At 70.8% G+C, this 24,091-nt stretch carries 4 protein-coding genes; 3 read left to right on the top strand and 1 reads right to left on the bottom strand.

What is annotated here, in order from left to right; translation table 11 throughout:
• Window positions 1-255 precede the first annotated feature (255 nt).
• A complete protein-coding gene (locus tag WA670_RS29840; RefSeq protein WP_336159531.1) occupies window positions 256-1,668 on the bottom strand; it encodes an FAD-dependent monooxygenase in 1,413 nt (470 codons plus the stop codon).
• A gap of 526 nt (window positions 1,669-2,194) precedes the next feature.
• Here WA670_RS29840 and WA670_RS29835 point away from each other — a divergent pair.
• From WA670_RS29835 to WA670_RS29825, 3 genes are all read left to right on the top strand, one after another.
• On the top strand, window positions 2,195-3,415 hold the full coding sequence (locus tag WA670_RS29835; RefSeq protein WP_134731016.1) for an MFS transporter: 1,221 nt from the start codon (window positions 2,195-2,197) through the stop codon (window positions 3,413-3,415).
• A gap of 979 nt (window positions 3,416-4,394) precedes the next feature.
• Window positions 4,395-5,639, top strand: a complete 1,245-nt coding sequence (locus tag WA670_RS29830) for a serine hydrolase domain-containing protein (protein WP_336159530.1) — start codon at window positions 4,395-4,397, stop codon at window positions 5,637-5,639.
• A 77-nt stretch (window positions 5,640-5,716) separates the two neighbouring features.
• Window positions 5,717-24,085 (top strand): non-ribosomal peptide synthase/polyketide synthase, encoded by an 18,369-nt coding sequence (locus WA670_RS29825; RefSeq protein WP_336159529.1) that lies wholly within the window; start codon window positions 5,717-5,719, stop codon window positions 24,083-24,085.
• The last annotated feature ends 6 nt before the right edge of the window (window positions 24,086-24,091 follow it).

The following is a 24,091-nucleotide window of genomic DNA, read 5'->3' as shown; positions in this document are numbered from 1 at the left end:
TTGCCTTCCCTGGCCAGGGGTGGTTTCAGCGGGTGCGGCGGTAAGGACTCGACTTTGCTGGTCCGGGTGGCTTTCAGCGGCCAGGTCGTTGAGGTCTCGCCTTCGCCGGTCTGGGCTGCCGGTCTTTCAGCGGTGGTTGAGGGCGTGCGGCTTCTCACCGGTCCGAGCGGGGCGCGGCAGTGCGGTTGCCAAGGGAGAGCGTGCCGAACCAGCGGGATGGGAGTCCGGTTCCCGCTGGTTCCGGCTACTCCTCTGTTATGCAGCACTCCGGCCGAACCAGCGGGAGAGCTGGTGGTTCAGCTCCTGCTGGTCCTCGCCGATCCACGCGATGTAGCCGTCGGGGCGGAGGAGGACGGCGGGGGCGTCCAGGGCGGCGGCGGGGTCGGCGAGGAGGTCGACCCGGTCTGTCCAGCCGTCGACGGTCAGTCGTTCGGTGCGGTCCAGCACCAGTGCGCGGCCCTGGTGGAGGCGGTCGTAGAGGCGGCCTTGCTTGAGGTCGAGGTCGGGGAGACGGTGGCCGAGCAGGTCGGGGCCTTTGCCGAAGTCGTAGCGGAGGTCGATCGCGGTGATTTTCCCGATCAGGCGGCGGTTGACCTCATCGATGTCCATCAGTTCGGCGAGCAGCTTGCGCACGGCCCGCGGTCCTGCTTCGGCGGACGACAGTTCCATCTGGGCGCGGGTGTTGTCGAGGACGTCTGCGGCGACCGGATGGCGTTCGGCCTGGTAGGTGTCGAGCAGGGAGTCGGGGGCCGAGCCGCGGATCTGCGCGGCGAGCTTCCAGCCGAGGTTGAACGCGTCCTGCACGCCCAGGTTGAGGCCTTGTCCGCCGGTGGGCGGGTGGATGTGCGCGGCGTCGCCTGCCAGCAGCACCCGGCCGACGCGGTATCGGTCGGCCAGCCGGGTGGCGTCACCGAAGCGGGACAGCCAGCGCGGGGAGTGCACGCCGAAATCGGTGCCGGCGAGGGCGCGCAGTTGTTCTTGGAAGTCTTCGAGAACGGGCGGTTCGGAGCTGAGCCCGGCGGCAGGTACCACGACGCGGTAGACGCCTTCCTCGACCGGCCCCAGCATGAACCGCTTGTTGGCCTGCCGGACCTCGGCCACCTTGGCGGCGATCTCCTCCGGCGGCGCGGACGCGGGCATCTCGCCCATCAGGGTTTCGGTCCGCGAGGGTTCGCCCGGGAAGCCGACGCCGAGCAGTTTGCGCACGGTGCTGCGCGCGCCGTCGCAGCCGACGAGGTACTTCGCTCGCAGCTGTTCGCCGTCAGCCAGTTCGACGGTCACTCCGTCCTCGTCCTGCTCGAACCCGGCGATCGCGCAGCCGTGCCGGACCTCCGCGCCCAGTTCGATGGCGTGTTCCTCGAGCTCCCGGACGACGACCGGTTGGGGGATGCCCAGCAGATACGCGGTGTCGAGGTCCGCGGGCGGGGGTGCGGGGATGCCAGCGAAAATGCCGCCGACCGGACGTTGCCGTCCGTGCGGCAGGAGCCGCTCCAGCAGCCCGCGCATCGCGAGTTGCTCGAGGCTGCGGATGTGCAGGCTGACGATCCGGGCCAGCGGGACCGGCTCGGTTTCCTTCTCCAGCACGAGAACCCGCACGCCGTGCAACCGCAGCTCGGCGGCGAGCGTCGCGCCGGTGGGACCGCAGCCGGCGATGATTGCGTCGATCATGAAGCATCCGTTCGTTCAGGTGACGTGCGGTTCGGTGCGATGGGAACAGTCGCCGGTCGGTCAGTTGCGCGGCGCTCTGCTGATGCCCGTTGAGCTGGGATGCACGCGGCCGTGGCCCGCTTGGCCCGTGGCCGCGTAGCCGCAGTTCGCTCAGCGGGGCCTTGGCTGGCGCGCGCCTTGCCGCAGTTTGCGCGGTTGGCAGCGGCGCGTCTGATGGGAGAGAGCCTGGCTGGGGTCCGCTCGATCAGTGCGTGGCTGACTGCGGTGCGTCCAACCGCCGCCCGTTCAACCGCGGCGATCGCGACAACCGCGCATCCCGGCATCGCGACCCCACGACGGCAGGCACGCCCAGGTAAGGACGCGTCGGGCTGAGTCGGGATTCGCGCAGGACTTGGCATCGGCCGCGCCAGTCTGCGGCACCCCGGATCTTGCGGCAAGCGAAATACGAAGAGGTTCCAGCCATCGTCGATGTAGCTCCAGTCTACATGATGGCGAACACATGTTCGACTCAGGAACCCTCCCGAACATGAAGCACAGCGACCCCAAAGCCAAGCTCCCCGCCGCGTACTGGCGGTTGTGGTGGGCCTCTGCGGTGGACAACGTGGGGGACGGGATCTTCTCCGCGGCGGTCCCGCTGCTGACGGTCACGCTCACGCGCGATCCGGTGCAGGTCTCGGTCGTCTCGGCCGCGACCTACCTTCCCTGGCTGCTGCTCTCCTTGCCCGCGGGGGCGCTCGTGGATCGGCGCGACCGAGTCAGTCTCCTCTGGCGGTCGCAGGCGCTTCAAGCGGTGATCGTCGCGGTGGTCGCCGTGCTGATCGGGCTGGGGCGGATCGACATCGCGGGGCTCGCGGCCATGGGGTTCGGGCTCAGTGCGTGCGAGGTCGTGTTCGCCAACGCGTCGCTCGCAGTGCTGCCGGACCTGGTGTCCGAGGCGCAGTTGCACCGGGCGAACGGCAGTCAGTACGCGGTCGCCAACGCGGGGCAGTTGTTCGTCGGGCCGCCGATCGGGAGTCTGCTGTTCGCGGGGGCGGAGGCGTTGCCGTTCGGCCTGGACGCGGTGTCGTTCGCGGGGTCTGCCGCGTTGTTGGCGACTTTGCCTCGCCGTCCGGCGCCGCGCGAGGTGCAGCCACCGGTCCGGGTCGCGGTGGTGGAGGGGGTGCGGTGGCTCGGGCGGCACCGGTTGCTGCGGACGTTGGCCGGGCTGCTGGCGGTGAACACGTTCTGCTACCAGCTTGGCAATGTGACGGTCGTGCTGCTCGCGACCCAGACTTTGCACGTCAGCGAGCGCGGTTACGGCGTGCTGCTCGCGGGGGCCGCGGCGGGCAGTGTGCTCGGCGGGATGGTCAACGCGCGGGTCGTGGCGAAAATCGGGGCGCTGCAAGCGTTGTTGACCGCGTTGATCGCCAACATCGTGATCTTCGTGCTCATCGGAGCCAGTCCGAATGCGGTCGTTCTCGGGGCTTTGCTGGGTTTCAACGGGTTTGCGACGACGCTCTGGAGCGTGGTCACGGTCAGCCTGCGCCAGCAGGCGGTGCCGCAGGAACTGCGCGGGCGCGTGCACAGCGTCTACCGGATGCTGGGCTGGGGTTTGATGCCGCTGGGATCGCTGGTCGGCGGACTGGTCGCGGACGTGCTCGGCATCCGGGCGGCGTATCCGGTGGCCGGTGCGGTGCGGGGGATCGCGCTGGCCGTGGCGCTGCCGGTGCTTCTATCGGCGATGCGCGGCGGGAAGCCAGCGGAGTGAGGGCACGTCTGTCCTGAGTGGACAGTGGGTGATAGTCAATTCGTGGGCAATCGGCCCGATGGTTCCCTTTTACCGATCTGTGCGGTCGGAAATGCTGCGGAATATGCATCTTATTGACAGCTTGCCGACAGTTGGAAGCGGGTTCCGCTGTTCGGTTATTGGTCGCGGAGAAGGTGCAACGTTTCCGGCGGCGGGGGCGACTGTGCGGGCGGAGGTGCTCATGCCGGAATCGACTGTGGCGGTCTCATGGCGGAACGACGGGAAGTGCGGCGAGTTACCCGGGAGTAAGGGCTACTGCCGTCGCGCGCCATTCGTGTGGTCGTGCGGGGAGGGCGGTGAATTCCGCGCGGAGGGGAGTCGGCGGAATTTTCCGGTGATCGGGTGAGGTTTAGCGGAGCGAATCGCCGATTCTTCCTGATCGACTTGTCCCGCTAGCTGTTCGGAAGCGTTTAAGGAGAGGCGGAAGGTGATCGTTTTCCGGGACGCGGCTGAACTCCCGCTCGCGGCGGTGATGTTGCTGCGGTCGGGGCAACGGCAGCGTCCGTTGGCACTACTTCGGCGGTTTCGATCATTGTCGAGGCGGCCGGGATAATGACGGGTTTACGCTGGTCGGAGCAGTCGGAAACGGTTCCGGGTGCGGTCGGGACGTCGGCCGAATGCGAAGGCGGACCGTCCGCTTATCTGTGTGTCGCCCTGAGGTGTGAGTCCGTTGTTCATATTTTAGAATGCTCTCGGCAATGTGTGACGCTGGGTGCGAACCGGCGTATGCCGCAGTCCTTCGTTTGGCGGTTGCTGGAGCGCAACCGCGCTAGGCAGGGTATGGATTCCGGCGCGGGTCCGGTCTTGAAGACGGCCGCGCTCTGCTGGGGCTAGTGCCGCGCGGGCGGGGGGCAATTCCCCGGGCGGCTCCTACGAGTATTCGAAAGGCTTGGTCATGCACTCCCGGAAAGAAAGATTCGCTGTCCCGAGACCGCGGCCGGTGCCCGGCGCCGGCGATGCGGGCCGGCTGGCCGCAGTGCTCCCGCGGCTGGCCGCCCGGCATCGGGTGCGGGGAGCGCAGGTCGCGGTGTGGTCCGGCGGCGAGACGGTCATGGTCCAGACCGGTTCGGCGGGCGGCGGCAGGCCGATGCGGGCGGACTCGCGGGTGCCGATCGGCTCGATCACCAAGGTGGCGACCGCGACCCTGGCGATGATGCTCGTCTCCGACGGCGATCTCGAACTGGACCAGCCGGTCGGCGAGATTCTCGGCGACCCTTCGCTGTCTGCCGAGCTGACCTTGCGCAGGCTGCTGAGCCACACCAGCGGGCTGCCCTCGGACCCGGCCGACGCGGACGGGTCCTGCCGGAAAGAGGTGCGGGCCGCGGAGTTCGTCTGCGAGCCGGGCGCCGCGTTCTCCTATTCCAACCTCGGCTACGCGCTCGTCGGGCTGCTGATCGAAGAGGTCACCGGGATGGGCTGGCGCGAGGCGGTCGAGTCGATTCTGTTGCGGCCGTTGGAGATCGAGCCGGTCTACGTCGACAGCCCGGGCGTCGCGACCGGGCACGCGCGCGACGGCGAGCGTCCGCTCGAACAGGTGCTGCCGCCGATGCTGGACCCGGCGGGCGCGCTCGCGCTGAGCGCCCGCGACCTGGTCGGGCTCGGGCGGGTCCACCTCGGCAAACCAGGATTGCTCGACGTCGTCACCGCGAGCGACCTGCACCGGCCGGTGCCCGTCGCGGAACCGTTCGGCCTCGCCGACGGCTGGGGACTGGGGCTGGCGTGTTTCGGCGACGAGGAGTTCCGCTGGCTCGGCCACGACGGCACGGCCGACGGCACCTCGTGCCACCTGCGGATCGACCAGGCCGGGGCCTGCGTGCTCGCGCTGACTGCCAACGGCGCGGGCGGCACCGACCTCTGGCACGACCTGGCCGCGGAACTGCCGGACCTCGGCCTTCCGCCACATCACGTCCAGAGCGCGGAATCCTGCCCGATTCCGCTGCCGGACGGCGATTTCGGCACTTATCGCAACGGAGCCCTCGGATACACGATCCGACCGACCGCCGACGGCGGCGCGTGCCTCGACGTGGACGGCGACGTCTTCCCCGAACTGACCCGGTACGCCGACGGCAGCTTCACCGTCCGCGACCCGGCGACCGGCCGCGCCACCCCGTGCGGACGGTTCCGCGGCGACCCCGGCGCGGCAGCCGCAGTCGAAATCGGCGGCCGGCTCGCGCGGCGGTGCTGAGGCCGCCCTCCTGACTCCTCGTCCCCCACCCGCGCCAGGCGGGATCCCTTGGTGTGCCCGGAAGGTAGCGAACGACGATGACCGCCCAAGACAAACCGGCCGAACCGGATCCGGCTGCTGCTCTGCCCGCGTTGTTCGTCGAACAGGTGCGGCGGGATCCGGATGGGGTTGCTGTGGGGGGTGGGGAGGCCCGGCGGCCGGACGCCGAAGCGGATTCGGGCGCCACCGTGCCGGGATTGTTCGCCGCTGATGTGCGGCGGGTTTCGGATGGGGTTGCTGTGGAGGGTGCGGAGGCTCGGTTGGCTGACGCCGAGCCGGATCCGGCCGCCACCGTGCCTGCGCCGTTCGCTCCTCAGGTGCGGCGGGCTCCGGACGGGGTTGCGGTGGAGGCTCGGTTGGCAGATACCGAACCGGACCCGGCTGCCACCGTGCCCGGGCTGTTCGCCGGTCAGGTGGGGCGGGCTCCGGATGCGCTCGCCGTCGAGGGTGCGGAGGCCAGGTCGACTGACCACGAACAGGCAGCCAAGCGAGCCGCTCTGCCCGCGCCGTTCGCCGCTCAGGTGAGGGAGGCTCCGGACGCGGTCGCTGTGGCGGGTGGCGAGGCCCGGTTCGCTGACGCCGAACCGGATTCGGCTGCCACCCTGCCTGCGCCCTTCGCTGCTCAGGTGCGGCGGGTTTCGGATAGGGTTGCCGTGGAGGGTGCGGAGGCTCGGCGGCCGGACGCCGAACCGGACGCGGCCGCCACCGTGCCTGGGCCGTTCACTGCTCAGGTGCGGGAGGCTCCGGATGCGCTAGCTGTGGAGGGTACAGAGGCTCGGTTGGCTGACGCCGAACCGGACTCGGTTGCCACGGTGCCCGGGTTGTTCGCCGCTCAGGAGTGGCAGGATCCGGACGCGGTCGCCGGGGAGGCGCGGCTGGCTGACGCTGAAGCGGATCCGGCCGCCACCCTGCCCGCGTTGTTCGCTGCGAAGGTGCGGCAGGATCCGGACGCACTCGCCGTCGAGAGTGCGGAGACCCGCCTGACCTACGCCGAGCTGGCTGGCGAGGCAGGCAAGCTCGCCGCCTACCTGCTGCGGCTCGGGTTGCGTACGGAGGACCGGGTCGGGGTGCTGGCGGAGCGGTCGGCCGGGGTGGTCGTCGCGGAGTTGGCGGTGGTCATCGCGGGCGGGGCGTATGTTCCGCTCGATCGGCGGGCGCCGGACGGGCGGTTGCAGACGCTGCTGGGCGAGGCCGGGGTCACGGTGCTGCTGACTGACGACCCGGTCCGGGCGGCAGAGATCCACAGTGGACAGATCGTCGTGCTCGGGCGGGCGTTGCCGGAGGCGGAATTCCCTCCGGTGACAGTATATCCGGACAATCTGGCGTATCTGATGCATACTTCCGGCTCGACCGGAACGCCCAAGGGGGTCGCGGTCCGGCATCGGGATGTTGCGGCGCTCGCGGCGGACCGGAGATTCGCTGGGGACGCGCATCGGCGGGTGTTGCTGCACTCGCCTGCGGCCTTCGACGCCTCCACGTATGAGATGTGGGTCCCGCTCTTGAACGGCGGGACCGTGGTGGTCGCGCCGCCTGGTGACCTCGACGTCGAGAGCCTTCGCGAAGTTCTGTCCCGGTTCGAGGTCGGTGCGATCTGGCTGACTGCGGGTCTCTTCCGGGTCGTCGCGCAGGAAGCGCCGGACTGTTTCCAGCGTGTGCGAGAGGTCTGGACCGGCGGCGACGTCGTCCCGCCCGGAGCGGTGCGGCGGGTGTTGCGGGCCTGCCCCGGCATCACGGTCGTCGACGGGTACGGTCCGACCGAGACCACCACCTTCATGACGGCCCACGCGGTCGAGTCGGCGGACGTCGCGGCGATTCCGATCGGCCGCCCGCTGGACGGCGTGCGCGCGTATGTCCTGGACGACGCGTTGAATCCGGTCTCGACCGGCGAGCTGTACCTGGCCGGCGCGGGGCTGGCGCGCGGCTACTGGGCGCGTCCCGGGGCGACGGCGGAGAAATTCGTCGCCGATCCCGTGGTGCCGGGCGAGCGGATGTACCGCACTGGCGACATGGTCCGCTGGAACGACCGGGGCGAGCTGGAATTTCTCGGCCGCACCGACGATCAGGTCAAGATCCGCGGGTTCCGGGTGGAACTCGGCGAGATCGAATCCGTGCTGGCCGGGGACGACACGGTCGCGGAGGCCGTGGTCGTCGCGCGGCAGGACGGGCCGGGCAGGAAGCGGCTGGTCGGCTACGTCGTGTTGGTGCCGGGCGCGCTGCGGAAGGACTTGAAAGCCGTGGTCGCGGCGGTGTTGTCGAGCTATCAGGTCCCGTCGGCGATTGTCGTGTTGGACGAGCTTCCGTTGAGTGTCAATGGAAAGGTCGATCGGAGAGCGCTGCCTGCGCCGACGGCGGAACCGGAAGGTGCCGAGCCGGGAACGGATACTGAACGCGCCGTTGCCGAGGTTGTCACGGAAGTGTTGGGCCTGGACCGGATCGGTGTCGAGGACGATTTCTTCGCCAGGGGCGGCGACTCCATTCTGGCTGTACAGGCGTTGTCCCGTTTGCGCCGGAGGTTCGGTGCGGATCTGTCGGCGCGGGCGCTCTTCGACGCGCCCACCGTGGCACAGCTCGCGCAGCTGCTGGAAAGCGGTCCGCGAGCCGAGCAGGCGATTCCGGTGGCGGCGCCGCGGGAACTGCTTCCGCTGTCTCCGGCGCAGCGGCGGTTGTGGCTCCTCGACGAGATGACCGGCGGCAGCGCCGAGTACAACACCGGCGTCGGGATCCGCCTGTCCGGCCCGCTCGACCTCGACAAGTTGCGCGGGGCACTGGCCTCGCTGTGCGCGCGGCACGAATCGCTGCGAACGACCTTCGATTCCATTGAGAGACAAGGAAAACAGCGGATAGCGCCAACCGGGGAAGTACCCTTGAGCATAGCGGATTCCGCCCCGGACGACGAGACACTGAAGGCTGAACTGCGCGCACCGTTCGACCTCCGGACGGGTCCGCTGACCCGAGCCGTCCTGTTCCCGCTCGCCGCGGACGAGCACCTGCTTCTCCTGTGCCAGCACCACATCGTGACGGACGGTCGCTCGATCGCCTTGCTCACCGGCGAACTCCTCGACCTGTACGGCGGCGCGTCCCTGCCCCCGCTGCCGCTCGGCTACCAGGATTACACTCACTGGCGGCTGGCGTCCGAACGTCTCGACCAGCTCGGCTACTGGCGCGAAGCACTCGACGGGCTCGAACCCCTCGCACTGCCGACCGACCGTCCCCGGCCCCCGCAGCGCACCACCGAAGGCGCGGTGCACCGGCACGATCTGCCCGAAGAGTTGGTCCGCGGCATCGCGGAAGCAGGCCGAGCACAGGGTGCCACGCTGTTCATGACCCTGACCGCGGCCGTCCAGGTCGTCCTAGCCGCGTACAGCGGGCAACGAGACATCGCGGTCGGCACCGCAGTCTCCGGACGCGACCGGGCGGAACTTGAGCAGCTGACCGGGTTCTTCGTCAACACCCTTGTGCTGCGGTCCTCAGTGGACGGTACGCAGCCGTTCGATGGTTTCCTGACCGAGTTCCGCGAAACCGTGCTGGCCGCTTTCGCGCACGGTGACGTGCCGTTCGACCGCGTCGTGGAGGAAGTCCAGCCCGAACGCGACCCGTCGCGGACGCCGTTGGTGCAGGTCGTCGTAGTGCTGCAACGTCCGTTGGTCGAGGAGCGTACGATCGCCGGGCTGCAGGTCAGCGAGTACGCCCTGCCGCGACCCTCGGCACGCTTCGATCTCGTGGTCGAGTTCTGGCCGCGACCGGACGGCATGCGCGTCACCGTCGAATACGCCACCGCGCTCTTCGCCGCCGCCACCATCGAACGGCTCACGCAGAGCCTGGAAGTCCTGCTCACCGGCGTCGCCACCGACCCCGCACGGCCGATAGGCGACCTCCCGCTGCTCACCGCCGAGGACCGCCGGTTCCTGCTCCCGGCACCCGCCGAAAGCAGCCCCGCCGAAACGGTGCCGGAGCGGTTCGACCGATGCGCGGAACGAGAACCCGACCAGACCGCGGTCGTGAGCGGCGACATCCGCCTCACCTATGCAGAACTGCAGTCCCGGGCAAACGGCCTCGCTCAGCACCTGACCCGGCAAGGCGTCCGCCCGGAGGAGCAGGTCGGCGTGCTGATGGACCGCTCGGCCGACCTCGTCGTGGCCGTGCTCGCGATCCTCAAGGCAGGCGCGGCCTATCTCCCGCTGGACCTGCGCGCCCCGGCCGATCGCCTGCGCCGCGTCCTCGACGGGGTGTCGCTGGTGCTCACCGATCGCACCTGGCACGACACCGCGGCAACCGTCCACAAAGGAACGTCCTTGGTCGTGGCGGATGTGGACGGACCAGCCCCGGAAATCACGCTGAGCCCCCAAAATCTGGCCTACGTCGAGTACACCTCAGGTTCCACCGGAGTCCCCAAGGGCGTAGCAGTACGCCATGCGGACGTCACGGCGCTCGCGACCGATCCGCGCTTCGCCAGCCACGAGCGCGTCCTGCTGCATTCCCCGCTCGCTTTCGACGCCTCGACCTACGAGCTGTGGGTACCGCTGCTCAACGGCGGCACCGTGATCGTCGCGCCGCCCGGCGACCTGGACGCCGACGCGATTCAGCACCTGGTCACGAAGCACGACATCACCGCGCTCTGGCTGACCGCGGGCCTGTTCCGGCTCTTCGCCGAGGAGTCACCCGAGTGCTTCGCCGGACTCCGCGAGGTCTGGACCGGCGGCGACGTCGTGCCCCCGCCCGCCGTGCGAAGGGTCCTCGACCGCTGCCCTGGAACCGCGGTCGTGGACGGCTACGGTCCGACCGAGACCACCACTTTCGCCACCTCGTTCCGGATGTCGGCCGAGGTCCCGGATGTGATCCCGATCGGAACGCCGCTGCGGGACGTCCGGATCCACGTCGTCGACGACCGGTTCCGCCTGCTGCCGCGCGGCGCGGCTGGTGAGGTCTGCATCGCTGGCGCCGGGCTCGCGCGCGGGTACTTCGGGCAGCCGGGTCTGACCGCGGAGCGGTTCGTCGCCGACCCGTTCGGCGAGCCCGGGTCCAGGATGTACCGGACCGGCGACCTGGGCCGATGGCGCACCGACGGGACGCTTGAGTTCCTCGGCCGCGTGGACGACCAGGTCAAGATCCGCGGCTTCCGGGTCGAACCGGCCGAGATCGAACGCGCCCTGGCCGCCGAAGAAGGCGTGGCGCAGGCGTTCGTGACGATCCGGGCGACCGGCGGACGCAAGCAACTGGTCGGCTACGTGGTCCCGGCGAACATCGATACCGAAGCACTCCGCCGGGCCGTCGCGCGCACGCTGCCGGAATACATGGTGCCGTCAGTGCTCGTCCCGCTGGCCGAGCTGCCGCTCACCGCGAACGACAAGGTCGACCGTCGCGCGCTGCCGGAGCCGCAGGTCGCCAGCGAGCGGACGGTGGCCCCGCGCACCGAACGGGAGGCCGTGCTCGCCGGGATCTGGGCGGACGTGCTCGGCCTCGACCGCGTCGGCGTGGACGACAACTTCTTCGCCCTCGGCGGCGATTCGATCCTGAGCATCCAGGTGAGTTCCCGGGCCCGGCAAGCGGGCCTCAGCGTCACCACCGCCGACCTCTTCCGCCACCAGACCATCGCCGCGCTCGCCCCGGCCGTCAGCGAAGCCGCGGCGATCCCGGAACGCGGGCCGGAAAGCGGCGACGTCGTCCTCACCCCGATCCAGCACTGGTTCTTCGGCCTGGACGCGGACCGCTTCGACCAGACGATCGCCGTCGAACTGCCCGCCGACGTCGACTTGACCGCGCTGATCCGCGCGCTGGCCGCGTTGTCCGAACGGCACGACGCGCTGCGGATGCGGTTCAGCCACGACCGCGAGGCCTGGCACCAGCACAACGCCCCGGTCGGCGAAGGGCACACGCTGCTGCGCTGGTCGCTGACCGGCGAGCCGCGGACCCTGCACCTGGCCGCGCACCACCTGGTGGTCGACGGCGTGTCGTGGCGGTTGCTGCTCGAAGACCTCGACCGCGCCTACCAGCAGGCCGTGCGCGAGGAACCGATCGACCTCGGCCCGCGGACGACGTCCTACCGCGAGTGGGCGAGCAGGTTGGCCGAGCACGCGGCAGCGGGCGGCTTCGACGACGAACTCGCGCACTGGTGGGAGTTGCCCACGCCGGCCCCGCTCCCGGTCGACGGCCCGGCGGAGAACACCTTCGGCCGCGCCCGCGTCGTCACCGCCCGGCTCACCGCCGACGAGACGCGCGCATTGCTGCGCGAGGTGCCGCAGGCGTACCGGACGCAGGTCAACGACGTGCTGCTGGCCGCGCTGGGCCGGGTGCTGGGGGACTGGACCGGGCACCGGCCGGTGATCGACCTCGAAGGCCACGGCCGCGAGGAGCTGTTCGACGGGGTCGACCTGTCGCGGACGGTCGGCTGGTTCACCAGCATCTTCCCGGTGGCGCTGGACGTTCCGGACGGCTGGGGCGCGGCGCTCAAGGCGGTCAAGGAGCAGCTGCGCGCGGTGCCGCGCCGGGGGATCGGCTACGGCGCGCTGCGATATCTCGCCGGGTCCGCGCCGGTGATCGAACCGCAGGTGAGCTTCAACTATCTCGGCCAGTTCGACCTGCCCGGCGGCCTGACCCTGCACCGGGAACTCGCGCTGGACGTCTCGCCCGACACCGTCCGTCCGCACCTGCTGGAGGTGGTCGGTCGTGTCGAGAGCGGCGAGCTGGAGCTGGCTTGGCATTACGCCGAAGGCGTCCACGAGGAATCCACTGTGGACCGGCTGGCGGCGGCGATGGCCGAAGCGCTGCGCGAGATTGTCCGGCATTGCGCGGAGCCGAAAGCGGGCGGGCGGACGCCGTCGGACTTCCCGCTGGCCGCAGTCGAGCAATCCACAGTGGACGCACTGGTCGGCGACGGGAGGGACGTCGAGGACATTTACCCGCTGACGCCGATGCAGGCGGGGATGGTGTTCCACGACCTCGCCCAGCCCGGCGACCGCGTCTACTTTGAACAGGTTTCGTTCACTGTGGACGATGTGCCCGATCCGCAACTGCTCGGCGAGGCTTGGCGCAGGATTGTCGAGCGAACCCCGATCCTGCGCAGCCGGATCGTGTGGGACGGCGTTCCCCAGCCGCTGCAGATCGTGCACCGTAAGGTCGAACTGCCAGTGTCCTATCTGGACTGGTCCACTGTGGATGCCGAGGAAGCGCTGAAGCAGCTTTTGGAGCAGGACCTTGCGGAGGGATTCGATCTCGCCCGCGCCCCGCTGGCCCGCCTGGTGATCGCGAAGGAATCCGCCACCCGGGTGCGGGTGCTCTGGACCTTCCACCACGTCCTCCTCGACGGCTGGAGCGTCTTCGGCATTCTCTCCGACGTCGTCGCCCTGCTGCGCGGCGAAGAACCGCCCGTCCGGCCGCCTTTCCGCGACAACGCGGCCTGGCTCGCCGCGCAGGACGACGAGCGCGCCGAGGCACACTGGCGGGCCGAACTCGCCGGGGTCGCACCGACTCCGTTGCCGCTCGAACGCCCCGCCGCCCGCACGCACACGTCCAGTTCGACCGGCCGGATCCCGGTGGAACTGGACGACGAGACGTCTGCCGCCGTGTACGCCTTCGCGCGGCGGAATCGGCTGACGGTCAACACCGTCGTCCAAGGCGCGTGGGCCGCGTTGCTGGCACGCTACAGCGGCGAAGCCGAGGTGTGCTTCGGCGCGACGGTGTCCGGCCGTCCAGCGGAATTGCCCGGCGCGGACGACATCCCCGGCATCTTCATCAATACGCTGCCAGTGCGCGTCCGGCTCGACGGCACCTGCGCGGTCACGGACTGGCTGCGCGATCTCCAAGCGGCACAAGCGGAATCGCGCCGCTTCGGGCACGTCGGCCTGACGAAACTGCAAGCGTGGAGCGGCGGCGGGAGCCTGTTCGACAGCATCGTCGTCTTCGAGAACTACCCGATCGACGAGGTCTCCGAGCTGCGCGACGTCCGCGCGGCCGAGCGGACCAGCTACCCGCTGGGCGTCGTCGCCTACCCCGGACGGAAGCTGTCGCTCATTCTCACGCACGACCCGGAGCGGATCGGCGACCCGGCGGCGGCGCGGCTCGCGGCGCACCTCGAAGCACTGGTCCGGGGCATGGTCGCGGCCCCGCACGAGCCGGTGTCCCGGGTGCCGATGCTCTCCGAGACCGAGATCAAGCACCTGCTCGCCGAGCGGAACGAGACGGCCCGCCCGCTCCCGGCCAAAGCGGTGCCGGAGCTGTTCGAGGCCCAGGTCCGGCGGACTCCGGACGCCGTCGCGCTCGTGACGGACGACGAGCAGATCACCTATCGCGAACTCGACGTCCGCGCGAACCGGCTGGCCCACCGGCTGATCGCCGCCGGAGTGCAGGCCGAGGACCGGGTTGCCGTCCTGATGAACCGCTCGCCGGAACTCGTCGTCGCGGAACTCGCGATCGTCAAGGCCGGTGGCGCTTACCTGCCGCTGGACCTGCGCGCCCCGGCCGACCGGCTGCGCCTGCTCCTGCACGAGGCCGAGGCAACCGTCGTCCTGGCCGACGCGGCGTGGCTGGCGACCGCCGAGGAAGTCCACACCGGCACCATCCTCACCGGCGAGAGCAGCGCCCCCGATACACCGCCAGCTGTCCGGGTCGATCCCGAACAGCTCGCCTACGTCATCTACACGTCCGGTTCGACCGGCCGTCCGAAGGGCGTTTCGGCGCGGCATTGCGACGTCGTGGCGCTCACGCTCGACCAGCGCTTCGCCCGCCACGACCGGATTCTGCTGCACTCGCAACAGGCCTTCGACGCCGCGACCTACGAGCTGTGGGTGCCGCTGCTCAACGGCGGCACGGTCGTGCTGGCCCCGCCGGGAGACGTGGACGTCGAGACGCTCGGCCGCTCGCTCACCATGCACGGCGTGACCGGCGCGTTCCTCACCACCGGCCTGTTCCGCCTGGTCGCGCAGGAATCGCCGGAGGTCTTCGCGGGCGTCCGGGAAGTCTGGACTGGCGGCGACGCCGTGCCCGCGGCCGCGCTGCGCCGGGTCCAGGCGGCCTGCCCGGACACCCTGGTCGCCGACGTCTACGGCCCCACCGAGACCACGACGTTCGCGACCGTGCACCCGCTGCCCGGCGAGGTCCCGGACGTCGTCCCGATCGGCGGACCGCTGGACCACACCCGCGTGTACGTCCTGGACGACGACCTCCGGCTCGTCCCGCCCGGCGCGCCCGGCGAACTGCACATCGCCGGCGCGGGCCTGGCGCGCGGTTACCTCGGGCGGTCCGGGCTGACCGCGGACCGGTTCGTCGCGGATCCGTTCGGCCCGCCGGGGGAGCGGATGTACCGCACCGGCGACCTCGTGCGCTGGAACGGCGAAGGCGCGCTCGAGTTCGTCGGCCGGGCCGACGAGCAGGTCAAGATCCGCGGGTTCCGGGTCGAACCGAGCGAAATCGAGGCCGCGCTCGGCGAGCATCCCGGCGTCGAGCAGGCCGCCGTGCTGGCCCGCGAGGACGGCGGCGTGAAGCGGCTGGTCGCCTACATCGTCGGCGAGACCGACGGTCTGGCGGAATTCCTCGGCCGGACGCTGCCGGACTACATGGTGCCCGCCGCGTTCGTCCGGCTGGAGCGATTCCCGGTGAACGTCAACGGGAAGCTCGACCGCCAGGCGCTCCCGACCCCCGAGTTCGGCGCGCGCGACCACGTCGCGCCGCGGACCGAGCGCGAACGCGCCATCGCCGAGATCTGGGCCGACGTGCTCAGCGTCGAACGCGTCGGAGCGACCGACGACTTCTTCGAGCTCGGCGGCGATTCGATCCTCAGCATGCAGGTCGTCTCCCGCGCCCGCCGGGCCGGACTGGAACTGCAGCCCGGCGACCTGTTCGCCCACCGGACCCCGGCCGCGCTCGCCGCGGCGGCCCGCACCGCGACGACGGCGGTCGAGCGCGGCCCAGTCCACGGCCCGGTGCCGCTCACGCCGATCCAGCGCTGGTTCTTCGCGACGCAAACCGCCGATCCGGACCACTTCCACCAGTTCGTCCACTTGGGAACGCTCGATCCGGCCGCGGCGAACGCGGCCGTCGAGGCCCTGCTGACCCACCACGACGCGCTCCGGATGCGCTTCGCCCGCGGCGAAACGCACTGGCTCCAGGAGAACGGCCCGGTCGGCGCCGAGGCACCGCTGGTCCGGTTCGAGCAGGACCGGCTGTCCGTGCACCACCTCGTGGTCGACGGCGTCTCGTGGCGCGTGCTCCTCGAGGACTTCGAGCGCGCCTACGACCAAGCCCGGGAAGGCAAACAAATCGACCTCGGCTCGCGCACGACGTCCTTCCGCGACTGGGCGATCCGCCTGTCGGAGCACGCTGCCCAGGGCGGGTTCGACGACGAACTCGGCTACTGGCGCGGCGTTTCCGGCCGGACCACGGTGCCGGTCGACGGCCGAGGCGACGCGACCAACGCTTCCCTGCGCTCCGTGACCGTCCGGCTGTCCGCCGCGGAGACCGGGGCGCTGCTGCGAGACGTCCCGAAGACGTATCGCACGCAGGTCAACGACGTGCTGCTCACCGCCCTCGGCCGCGTCCTGCGCGACTGGACCGGCGGGACCGCGGTGCTCGACCTGGAGGGTCACGGCCGCGAGGACCTGTTCGAGGCCGTCGACCTGTCCCGGACGGTCGGCTGGTTCACCACGGTCTTCCCCGTGGCGCTGGACGTGCCGGACGACTGGGGCAAGGCGCTCAAGTCCGTCAAGGAACAGTTGCGCGCGGTGCCGCGCCGGGGGATCGGTTACGGTGCAGTGCGCTACCTGACCGGCACCGCGCCGGAAATCGACCCGCAGGTGAGCTTCAACTACCTCGGCCAGTTCGGCTCCGGCCGTCTCGAATCCGACGAAAGTCCGCGCTCGGCTCGCGCGCACCTGCTCGACGTCGTCGGCCGTGTCGAATCCGATGAACTGGAATTGACCTGGTACTACGCCGAAGGCATCCACGAAGAATCCACTGTGGACACGCTCGCCGCCGCGATGACGAGCGCGCTGCGCGAAATCATCCGGCACTGCGCCGAGCCGGGCGCGGGCGGCCGGACGCCGTCGGACTTCCCGCTCGCCGCCCTCGACCAATCCACTGTGGACGAGCTAGTCGGCGACGGCCGCGAGATCGAGGACGTCTACCCGCTGACACCCATGCAGTCCGGGATGGTGTTCCACGCGCTGTCCCAGCCCGGCGAGCGGGTCTACTTCCAGCAGGTCGGTTTCGTGCTGGACGGCGTCGAGGACCTGGTCGCGCTGGAACGGGCGTGGCAGCGGGTGGTCGAACGGACGCCGGTGCTGCGGACGCGGATCGCCTGGGAGGGCGTGCCCGAACCGGTCCAGGTCGTCCAGCGGCAGGTCCCAGTCCCGATCGCCCGGCACGACTGGCGGGGCCGCACGCCGGAAGAACGCGATCAGGCGTGGCAGGACTTGTTGGCGGCCGACCGGGCCCAAGGGCTCGATTTCACCGAAATGCCGTTGCTGCGACTGGCTTTCGCACGGTTGTCGGACACCGAGGTCCGCGTGCTGTGGACGGTCCACCACGTCCTGCTCGACGGCTGGAGCGTCTTCGGCGTGCTGTCCGACGTCTTCGCCGCGTACTCCGGTGCGGAGCTGCCCGAGCGACCGCCCTTCCGCGACTACGTCGCCTGGCTGGATCGCCAGGACGACGCGGCCGCCGAGGAGCACTGGCGGCGCGAACTCGGCAGCCTCGTCGCTCCCGCCCGGCTACCGTACGACCGGGCTCCCGCGCAGGCGCACACGAGCCGGTCGTCGGAATGGCTGCGCGTGCCGGTCGAAAACTCGGGACGGCTGCGTGACTTCGCGCGCCGGGCCGGTCTCACGCTCAATACCGTTCTGCAGGGCGCGTGGGCGCTGGTGCTGGCGCGGCTCAGCGGCGAGCGCGACGTCTGCTTCGGCACCACGGTTTCCGGGCGTCCGGTCGACCTGCCCGGCGCGGACGACATCACCGGCATCTTCATCAACACCCTGCCCGTGCGGACCACCGTGACCGGGGCCGACGTGACCGAGTGGCTGGCTGAGTTGCAGGCCGCACAAGTCGAATCCCGTCGTTACGGCCACCTTCCGCTGACGAAGCTGCAGGCGTGGAGTGGGTGCGGCGGAAGCCTTTTCGACAGCATCGTGGTCTTCGAGAACTACCCGATCGACCAGGCTTCGACGCCCGGGCTGCGGCTGCGCGACGTCGACGCGGCCGAGACGACGAACTATCCGATCAGCATCGTCGCGTCGCCGGGCGAGCAGCTGACCCTCGACGTCGGCTACGACCACGACCTGTTCGACCCCGAGACCGCCGAGCGGATCACCCGGCAGCTCCTCGCCGTCCTCGACGCCTTCAGCGCGGGCCCGGGATCGCTGGAAGACATCGAACTGCTCACGACGGCCGAACGGCAGCAGGTGCTCCACGACTGGAACGACACTGCCCAGCCGCTCCCGGACGACGACCTGACCGAATTGTTCGCCGAGCAGGTCCGGCAAGCACCGGAAGCGGTCGCGGTGGCGGGCGACGGGGTCCGCCTGACGTACGCGGAGCTGGACCGGCAGTCCGACCGCCTCGCCCGCTACCTGGTTTCGCTGGGTGCGGGTCCGGAAACGCTCGTCGGCGTGCTGATGGACCGTTCGCCCGGGCTGATCGTCGCCGAGCTGGCGATCGTCAAAGCCGGTGCGGCCTACCTGCCGCTCGACACCCGCGCGCCCGAACCCCGGCTCAAAACCCTCCTGTCCGGCGTGCAGATCCTGGTCACCGACGACAAATGGCGTGATACCGCAGCTAAGGTCCACAGTGGACCCACAGTCGTGCCCGGCGAGCGCACTGCGGCGGTAAAGCTCCCGAAGGCAGACCCGGCGAACCTGGCGTACGTCATGTACACCTCGGGGTCGACCGGAAAGCCGAAGGGCGTCGCACCCACCCGCCGCGACATCGTGGCGCTCGCGGCCGACCGGCGTTTCGCTGAGCACCGCCGGGTCCTGCTGCACGCGTCGCAGGCTTTCGACGCCTCGACCTACGAACTCTGGGTGCCGCTGCTCAACGGCGGCACGGTCGTCGTCGCCCCGCCCGGAGACCTCGATCTGGACACCATCGGCCGCTTGTTCGCCGAGCACCGGGTCGAGGCCGCCTTCCTCACCACCGGTCTGTTCCGGCTCGTGGCCCGGGAAGCCCCGGAGATCTTCCGCGGCCTGAAAGAGGTCTGGGCCGGTGGCGACGCGGTCCCGTCGGCTGCCGTGCGGCGCGTGCGGGAAACCTGCCCGGACACGACCGTCGTGGACGTCTACGGCCCGACCGAGACCACGACGTTCGCTCTGGCGCATCCGGTCCTCGGCCCGGTGCCGGATGTGGTGCCGATCGGGAAACCGCTGGACAACACCCGCGCCTACGTCCTCGGCCCGGATCTGCGGCCGGTGCCGCCGGGCGCGCTCGGCGAACTCCACCTCGCCGGCGCGGGCCTGGCGCGCGGATACTACGGCGCTCCCGGCCTGACCGCCGAACGGTTCCTGCCCGACCCATTCGGGCCGCCGGGGGAGCGGATGTACCGCACCGGCGACCTCGTCCGCTGGACCGCGCGGGGCGAACTGGACTTCGCCGGCCGCGTGGACGAGCAGGTCAAGATCCGCGGCTTCCGGATCGAACCCGGCGAGGTCGAGGCCGCGCTCGCCGCGCACCCCGGCATCTCGCAGGCCGCCGTGCTCGCTCGCGAGGACCACGGCGTCAAGCGGCTCGTCGCCTACTACCTCGGCGAAGCGGACGACCTGCCCGCATTCCTCGGCCGGACCTTGCCGGACTATATGGTCCCGGCCGCGTTCGTTCGGCTGGACCGTTTTCCCTTGAACCACAACGGAAAACTCGACCGGAATGCCCTGCCCGCCCCGGACTTCGCCGCGACCGGCGTCCGCACCGCCCCGGCGAGTGAGGCCGAACGGGTCCTGGCCAGGATCTGGTCGGAGGTGCTCGGCGTCGAGGACGTCGGGGCCGAGACGAACTTCTTCGAACTCGGCGGCGATTCGATCCTCAGCATCCAGGTCGTCTCCCGGGCCCGCCGCGCCGGGCTGATCCTTTTACCGCACGAGGTGTTCCGGCATCCGACGCTGGCCGCGCTCGCCGCGCACGCCGGCGGCGACCGCGGGCCGAAGGCCGAGCAAGGACCGGTCGTCGGCGAAGCGCCGCTCACGCCGATCCAGCGCTGGTACTTCGAGACCCAGCCGGAGCGGTTCGATCAGCGGGTCGTCCTGGAATTCGCCGAGGACGTCGATGAGCCCGCGCTGCGCCGGGCGCTCGCCACGGTCTGGGCCCACCACGACGCCCTGCGCCTGCGGTTCGGCCAAACTCAGCACAGCGACCCGCCCGGCCCGGCGGACCTGCTCGTCGGCGAGCCCGTCTTCGACGTCCGACACGGCCCGCTGCTGAACGCGGTCCTCGACGGACGACGGCTGCTGCTGGCCGCGCACCACCTGGTCATCGACGGCGTCTCGTGGCGGATTCTCCTGGAGGACCTGGAAACCGCCTATCGAGGCGAAGAGCTGGAACCGAAGACGACGTCGTTCCTCGCCTGGGCCCGTCGGCTCGCCGAACACGCCGAGGCAGGCGGTTTCGACGACGAACTTGCCCACTGGCAGTCTCTCCCGCCGGTCGCGCCGGGTGCCCCGGGCATCATCGCCGACACCCGCGAGGTCACCGTCCGCCTCACCGCCGAGGAAACCCGGGCGCTGCTGCAGGACGTCCCCGAGGTCTACCGGACGCAGGTCAACGACGTGCTGTTGACCGCGCTGGGCCGCGTCCTGCGGGACTGGACCGGCGAAATCCCGGTGATCGACCTGGAGGGCCACGGCCGCGAAGACCTGTTCGAGGGGGTCGACCTGTCCCGGACGGTCGGCTGGTTCACCAGCATGTTCCCGGTCGCGCTGGACGTCCCGGACGAATGGGGTCCCGCGCTGAAGTCGGTCAAGGAGCAGCTGCGCGCGATCCCGCGGCGAGGCATCGGTTACGGCGCACTGCGCTACCTGACCGGCACGGCCCCGGCGATCGACCCGCAGGTGAGCTTCAACTACCTCGGCCAATTCAGCGCGGCCGAAGGCGGGCTGTTCCGCGTCGGCAGCCTGGACGCCGACGTCGACCCGGAAGCACCTCGCACCCACGTGCTCGACGTCGTCGGCCGGGTCGAAGCAGGCGTGCTGGAACTGACCTGGTCGCACGCCACCGCCGGAGACACCGTCGAAGCCCTGGCCGAGCAGATGCTGACGGCGCTGCGGGAAATCATCGCGCACTGTGCCGAGCCGGACGCGGGCGGACGCACCCCGTCGGATTTCCCGCTCGCCGCGCTCGACCAGGCAGGGGTGGACCGGCTCGTCGCGGGCCGGGCGGTCGAGGACATCTATCCGCTGACGCCGATGCAGGGCGGAATGGTCTTCCACGGACTGTCCCAGACCGCGCAGGGCATGTACTTCGAGCAGGCGACCTTCGTCCTCGAAGGTGTCACCGATCCGCAGCGGCTCGGCGAGGCGTGGCAGCAGGTCGTCGACCGCACGCCGGTCCTGCGGACGTCGTTCGTCTGGACCGGGGTGGACGAGCCGGTCCAGGTCGTGCACCGCGAAGCCGAACTGCCGGTCCGGCACCTCGACTGGACCGAGCTGGACACCCACGACGCGGAGCTGGCGCGGCTGCTCGCCGAAGACCGGGCCGAGGGCCTGGACCTGGCCGTCGCGCCGCTGGCCCGCATCGCGCTCGCCCGGCTGTCCGACACAGAAGTCCTGGTGCTGTGGACGTTCCACCACGTCCTCCTCGACGGCTGGAGCGTCTTCCAGGTGCTCTCGGACGTCTGCACCGCCTACGCCGGACAGCCGCTGCCGTCCCGTCCGCCGTTCCGCGACTACCTCGCCTGGCTGGGCGAGCACGACCAGGCCGCGTCCGAAGAGTTCTGGCGCACCGCGCTCGCCGGGATCGAAGGCCCGACGCAGCTGCCGACCGACCGGACCCCGCCGTCCGGCCACGCCCCGTGCTCGGCCGAGTGGCTGCCCGTCCACCTGGACCGCGCCGCCACCGCCCGGCTGGACGCCTTCGTCAAACGCCACGGCCTCACGCACAACGTCGTGCTGCAGGGAGCGTGGGCGCTGCTGCTGTCGGTCTACAGTGGACAGAACGACGTCGTGTTCGGTGCCACCTCATCCGGCCGCCCGGCCGAAGTGCCCGGGGTGGACGACATTCCCGGCATCTTCATCAACACCCTGCCGGTGCGGGTCGCGGTGGACCGGAGTGTTCCCGTCGCGGACTGGCTCGCCCGGCTGCAGGCGGCGCAGGCCGAAGCACGCGGGCACGGGCACGTCCCGCTGGCGCGCGTCCAGGGCTGGGCGGGCCTGCCCGGCGGGGTGAACCTGTGCGACAGCCTCGTGGTGTTCGAGAACTACCCGATCACCGGCGCGGCGGCGGGCCACGGCCTGACCGTGCGCGACCTCTCCGCGCGGGAGACGACGAACTTCCCGATCACCGTCGTCGCCTCGCCCGGTTCGGAGCTGACGGTGGACGTCGGCTACGACCCGGCGCTCTTCGACCCCGCGACGGTGACCAGCCTGGCTGCTCGGCTGCTGGAAATCCTCAGCGGCCTGACCGCGGACGGCGACCGGACGCTCGGCTCTGTCCCGATCATGACCGCGGCCGAAACCCAGCTCCTCGCCGAACGAACCGCGACCTGCGGCCCGCCCGAACCCCGGTCGCTGCCGGACTTGTTCGCCGAGCAGGTCCGTCTCCGGCCGAACGCGCTCGCGGCCGTCCTCGACGGCGAACCGGTCACGTATGCCGAGCTGAACCGGCGGGCCAACCGCCTCGCGAACCGGCTGGCCGGGCTCGGGCTGCGGCCAGAAGAACCGGTCGGGCTCGCCGTGGACCACGCGGACGCGGTGATCGCCGAACTGGCCGTGGTCAAGGCGGGCGGCGCGTACCTGCCGATCGACGCGCGCGCTCCGCTCGAGCGGCAACGGATGCTGCTCGACGGCGTCCGGTTCATCGTTGCCGCGGAAGAACATCCGCTCGGCCAGACCGTGCTGCTGTCCTCTGTGGACGATGAGCCGGACAGCGACCCGGAGCTCGCCGTCGACCCGGATCAGGCGGCCTGCGTGATGTACACGTCCGGCTCCTCCGGGGTGCCGAAGGGCGTGGTGGTGCGCCACCGCGACATCGCGGCGCTGGCCGCCGACCACCGGTTCCGCGGCGGCGCGCACGAACGGATCCTGCTGCACTCGCCGCTCGCGTTCGACGCCTCGACCTACGAGCTGTGGGTGCCGCTGCTCACCGGCGGCTGGGTCGTCACCAGCCCGGACACCGGCCTCGACGCGCCGCTGCTGCGCGGGCTCGTCCGCGAGCACGGCCTGACCTCGGTCTGGGTCACCGCGGGGCTGTTCCGGATCCTCGCCCAGGAAACGCCGGAATGCTTCGCCGGCCTGCGCGAGGTCTGGACCGGCGGCGACGTCGTCCCGGCCGAAGCGGTGCGGCGGGTGCTGGCCGCGTGTCCCGGGCTGCGGGTCGTCGACGGCTACGGCCCGACCGAGACGACCGTGTTCGCCACCGCCTATCCGATGGACGCGCCGCCGCCGGACCGGATCCCGATCGGCCGTCCGCTCGACGGCGCCCGCGTCCGGGTGCTCGACGCGGACCTGCGCCCGGTGCCGCCCGGCGTGCCCGGCGAACTGTGCCTGGCCGGCGCGGGCCTGGCCCGGGGCTACCGGGACCGGCCGGGGCTGACCGCGGACCGGTTCGTCGCCGACCCGGAAGGCCCGCCGGGGGAGCGGATGTACCGCACCGGCGACGTCGTCCGCTGGCGGCCCGACGGCGCCCTGGAATTCCTCGGCCGCCGCGACGACCAGGTCAAACTGCGCGGATTCCGGGTCGAACCGGGCGAGGTCGAGGCCGCGCTGGCCCGGCATCCGGACGTCGCGCAGGCCGCGGTGCTCGTCCGGGAGGACCAGCCGGGCGCGAAGCGGCTGGTCGCGTACGTCGTGTCGGCGGCCGGAGAAGAAGCGCTCCGGGAGTTCCTTGCCCGGTCGCTGCCGGACTACCTGGTGCCGTCGGTGTTCGTCGCGCTCGACCGGCTTCCGGTGAGCGCCAACGGAAAACTCGACCGGCGTGCGCTGCCCGCCCCTCGGGCGGCGGAAGCCGGGCACGTCGAACCGGCGACCGAGACCGAGCGCGCGCTCGCCGGGATCTGGGCCGAGGTGCTCGGCGCGGACCGCGTCGGCACGCAGGACAATTTCTTCTCCCTCGGCGGGGATTCGCTGCGCAGCCTGCAGATTTCCGCCCAAGCCAGCGCGCTCTTCGACGTCCGGCTCACCCCGGCCGACGTGATGGCCGCGCGCACCGTCGCGGCGCTGGCCGAAACCGTCGAAGACCTCGTGCTGAGCGAGCTGGAACGGCTTGCCGCAGAACTGGAATCGTGAGGACTC

The organism is Amycolatopsis sp. VC5-11, from assembly GCF_037034185.1.
Lineage (GTDB): Bacteria > Actinomycetota > Actinomycetes > Mycobacteriales > Pseudonocardiaceae > Amycolatopsis > Amycolatopsis nivea.
Note: the sequence above shows the minus strand (reverse complement) of the source record. Positions and strands in the feature narration are given on the sequence as shown.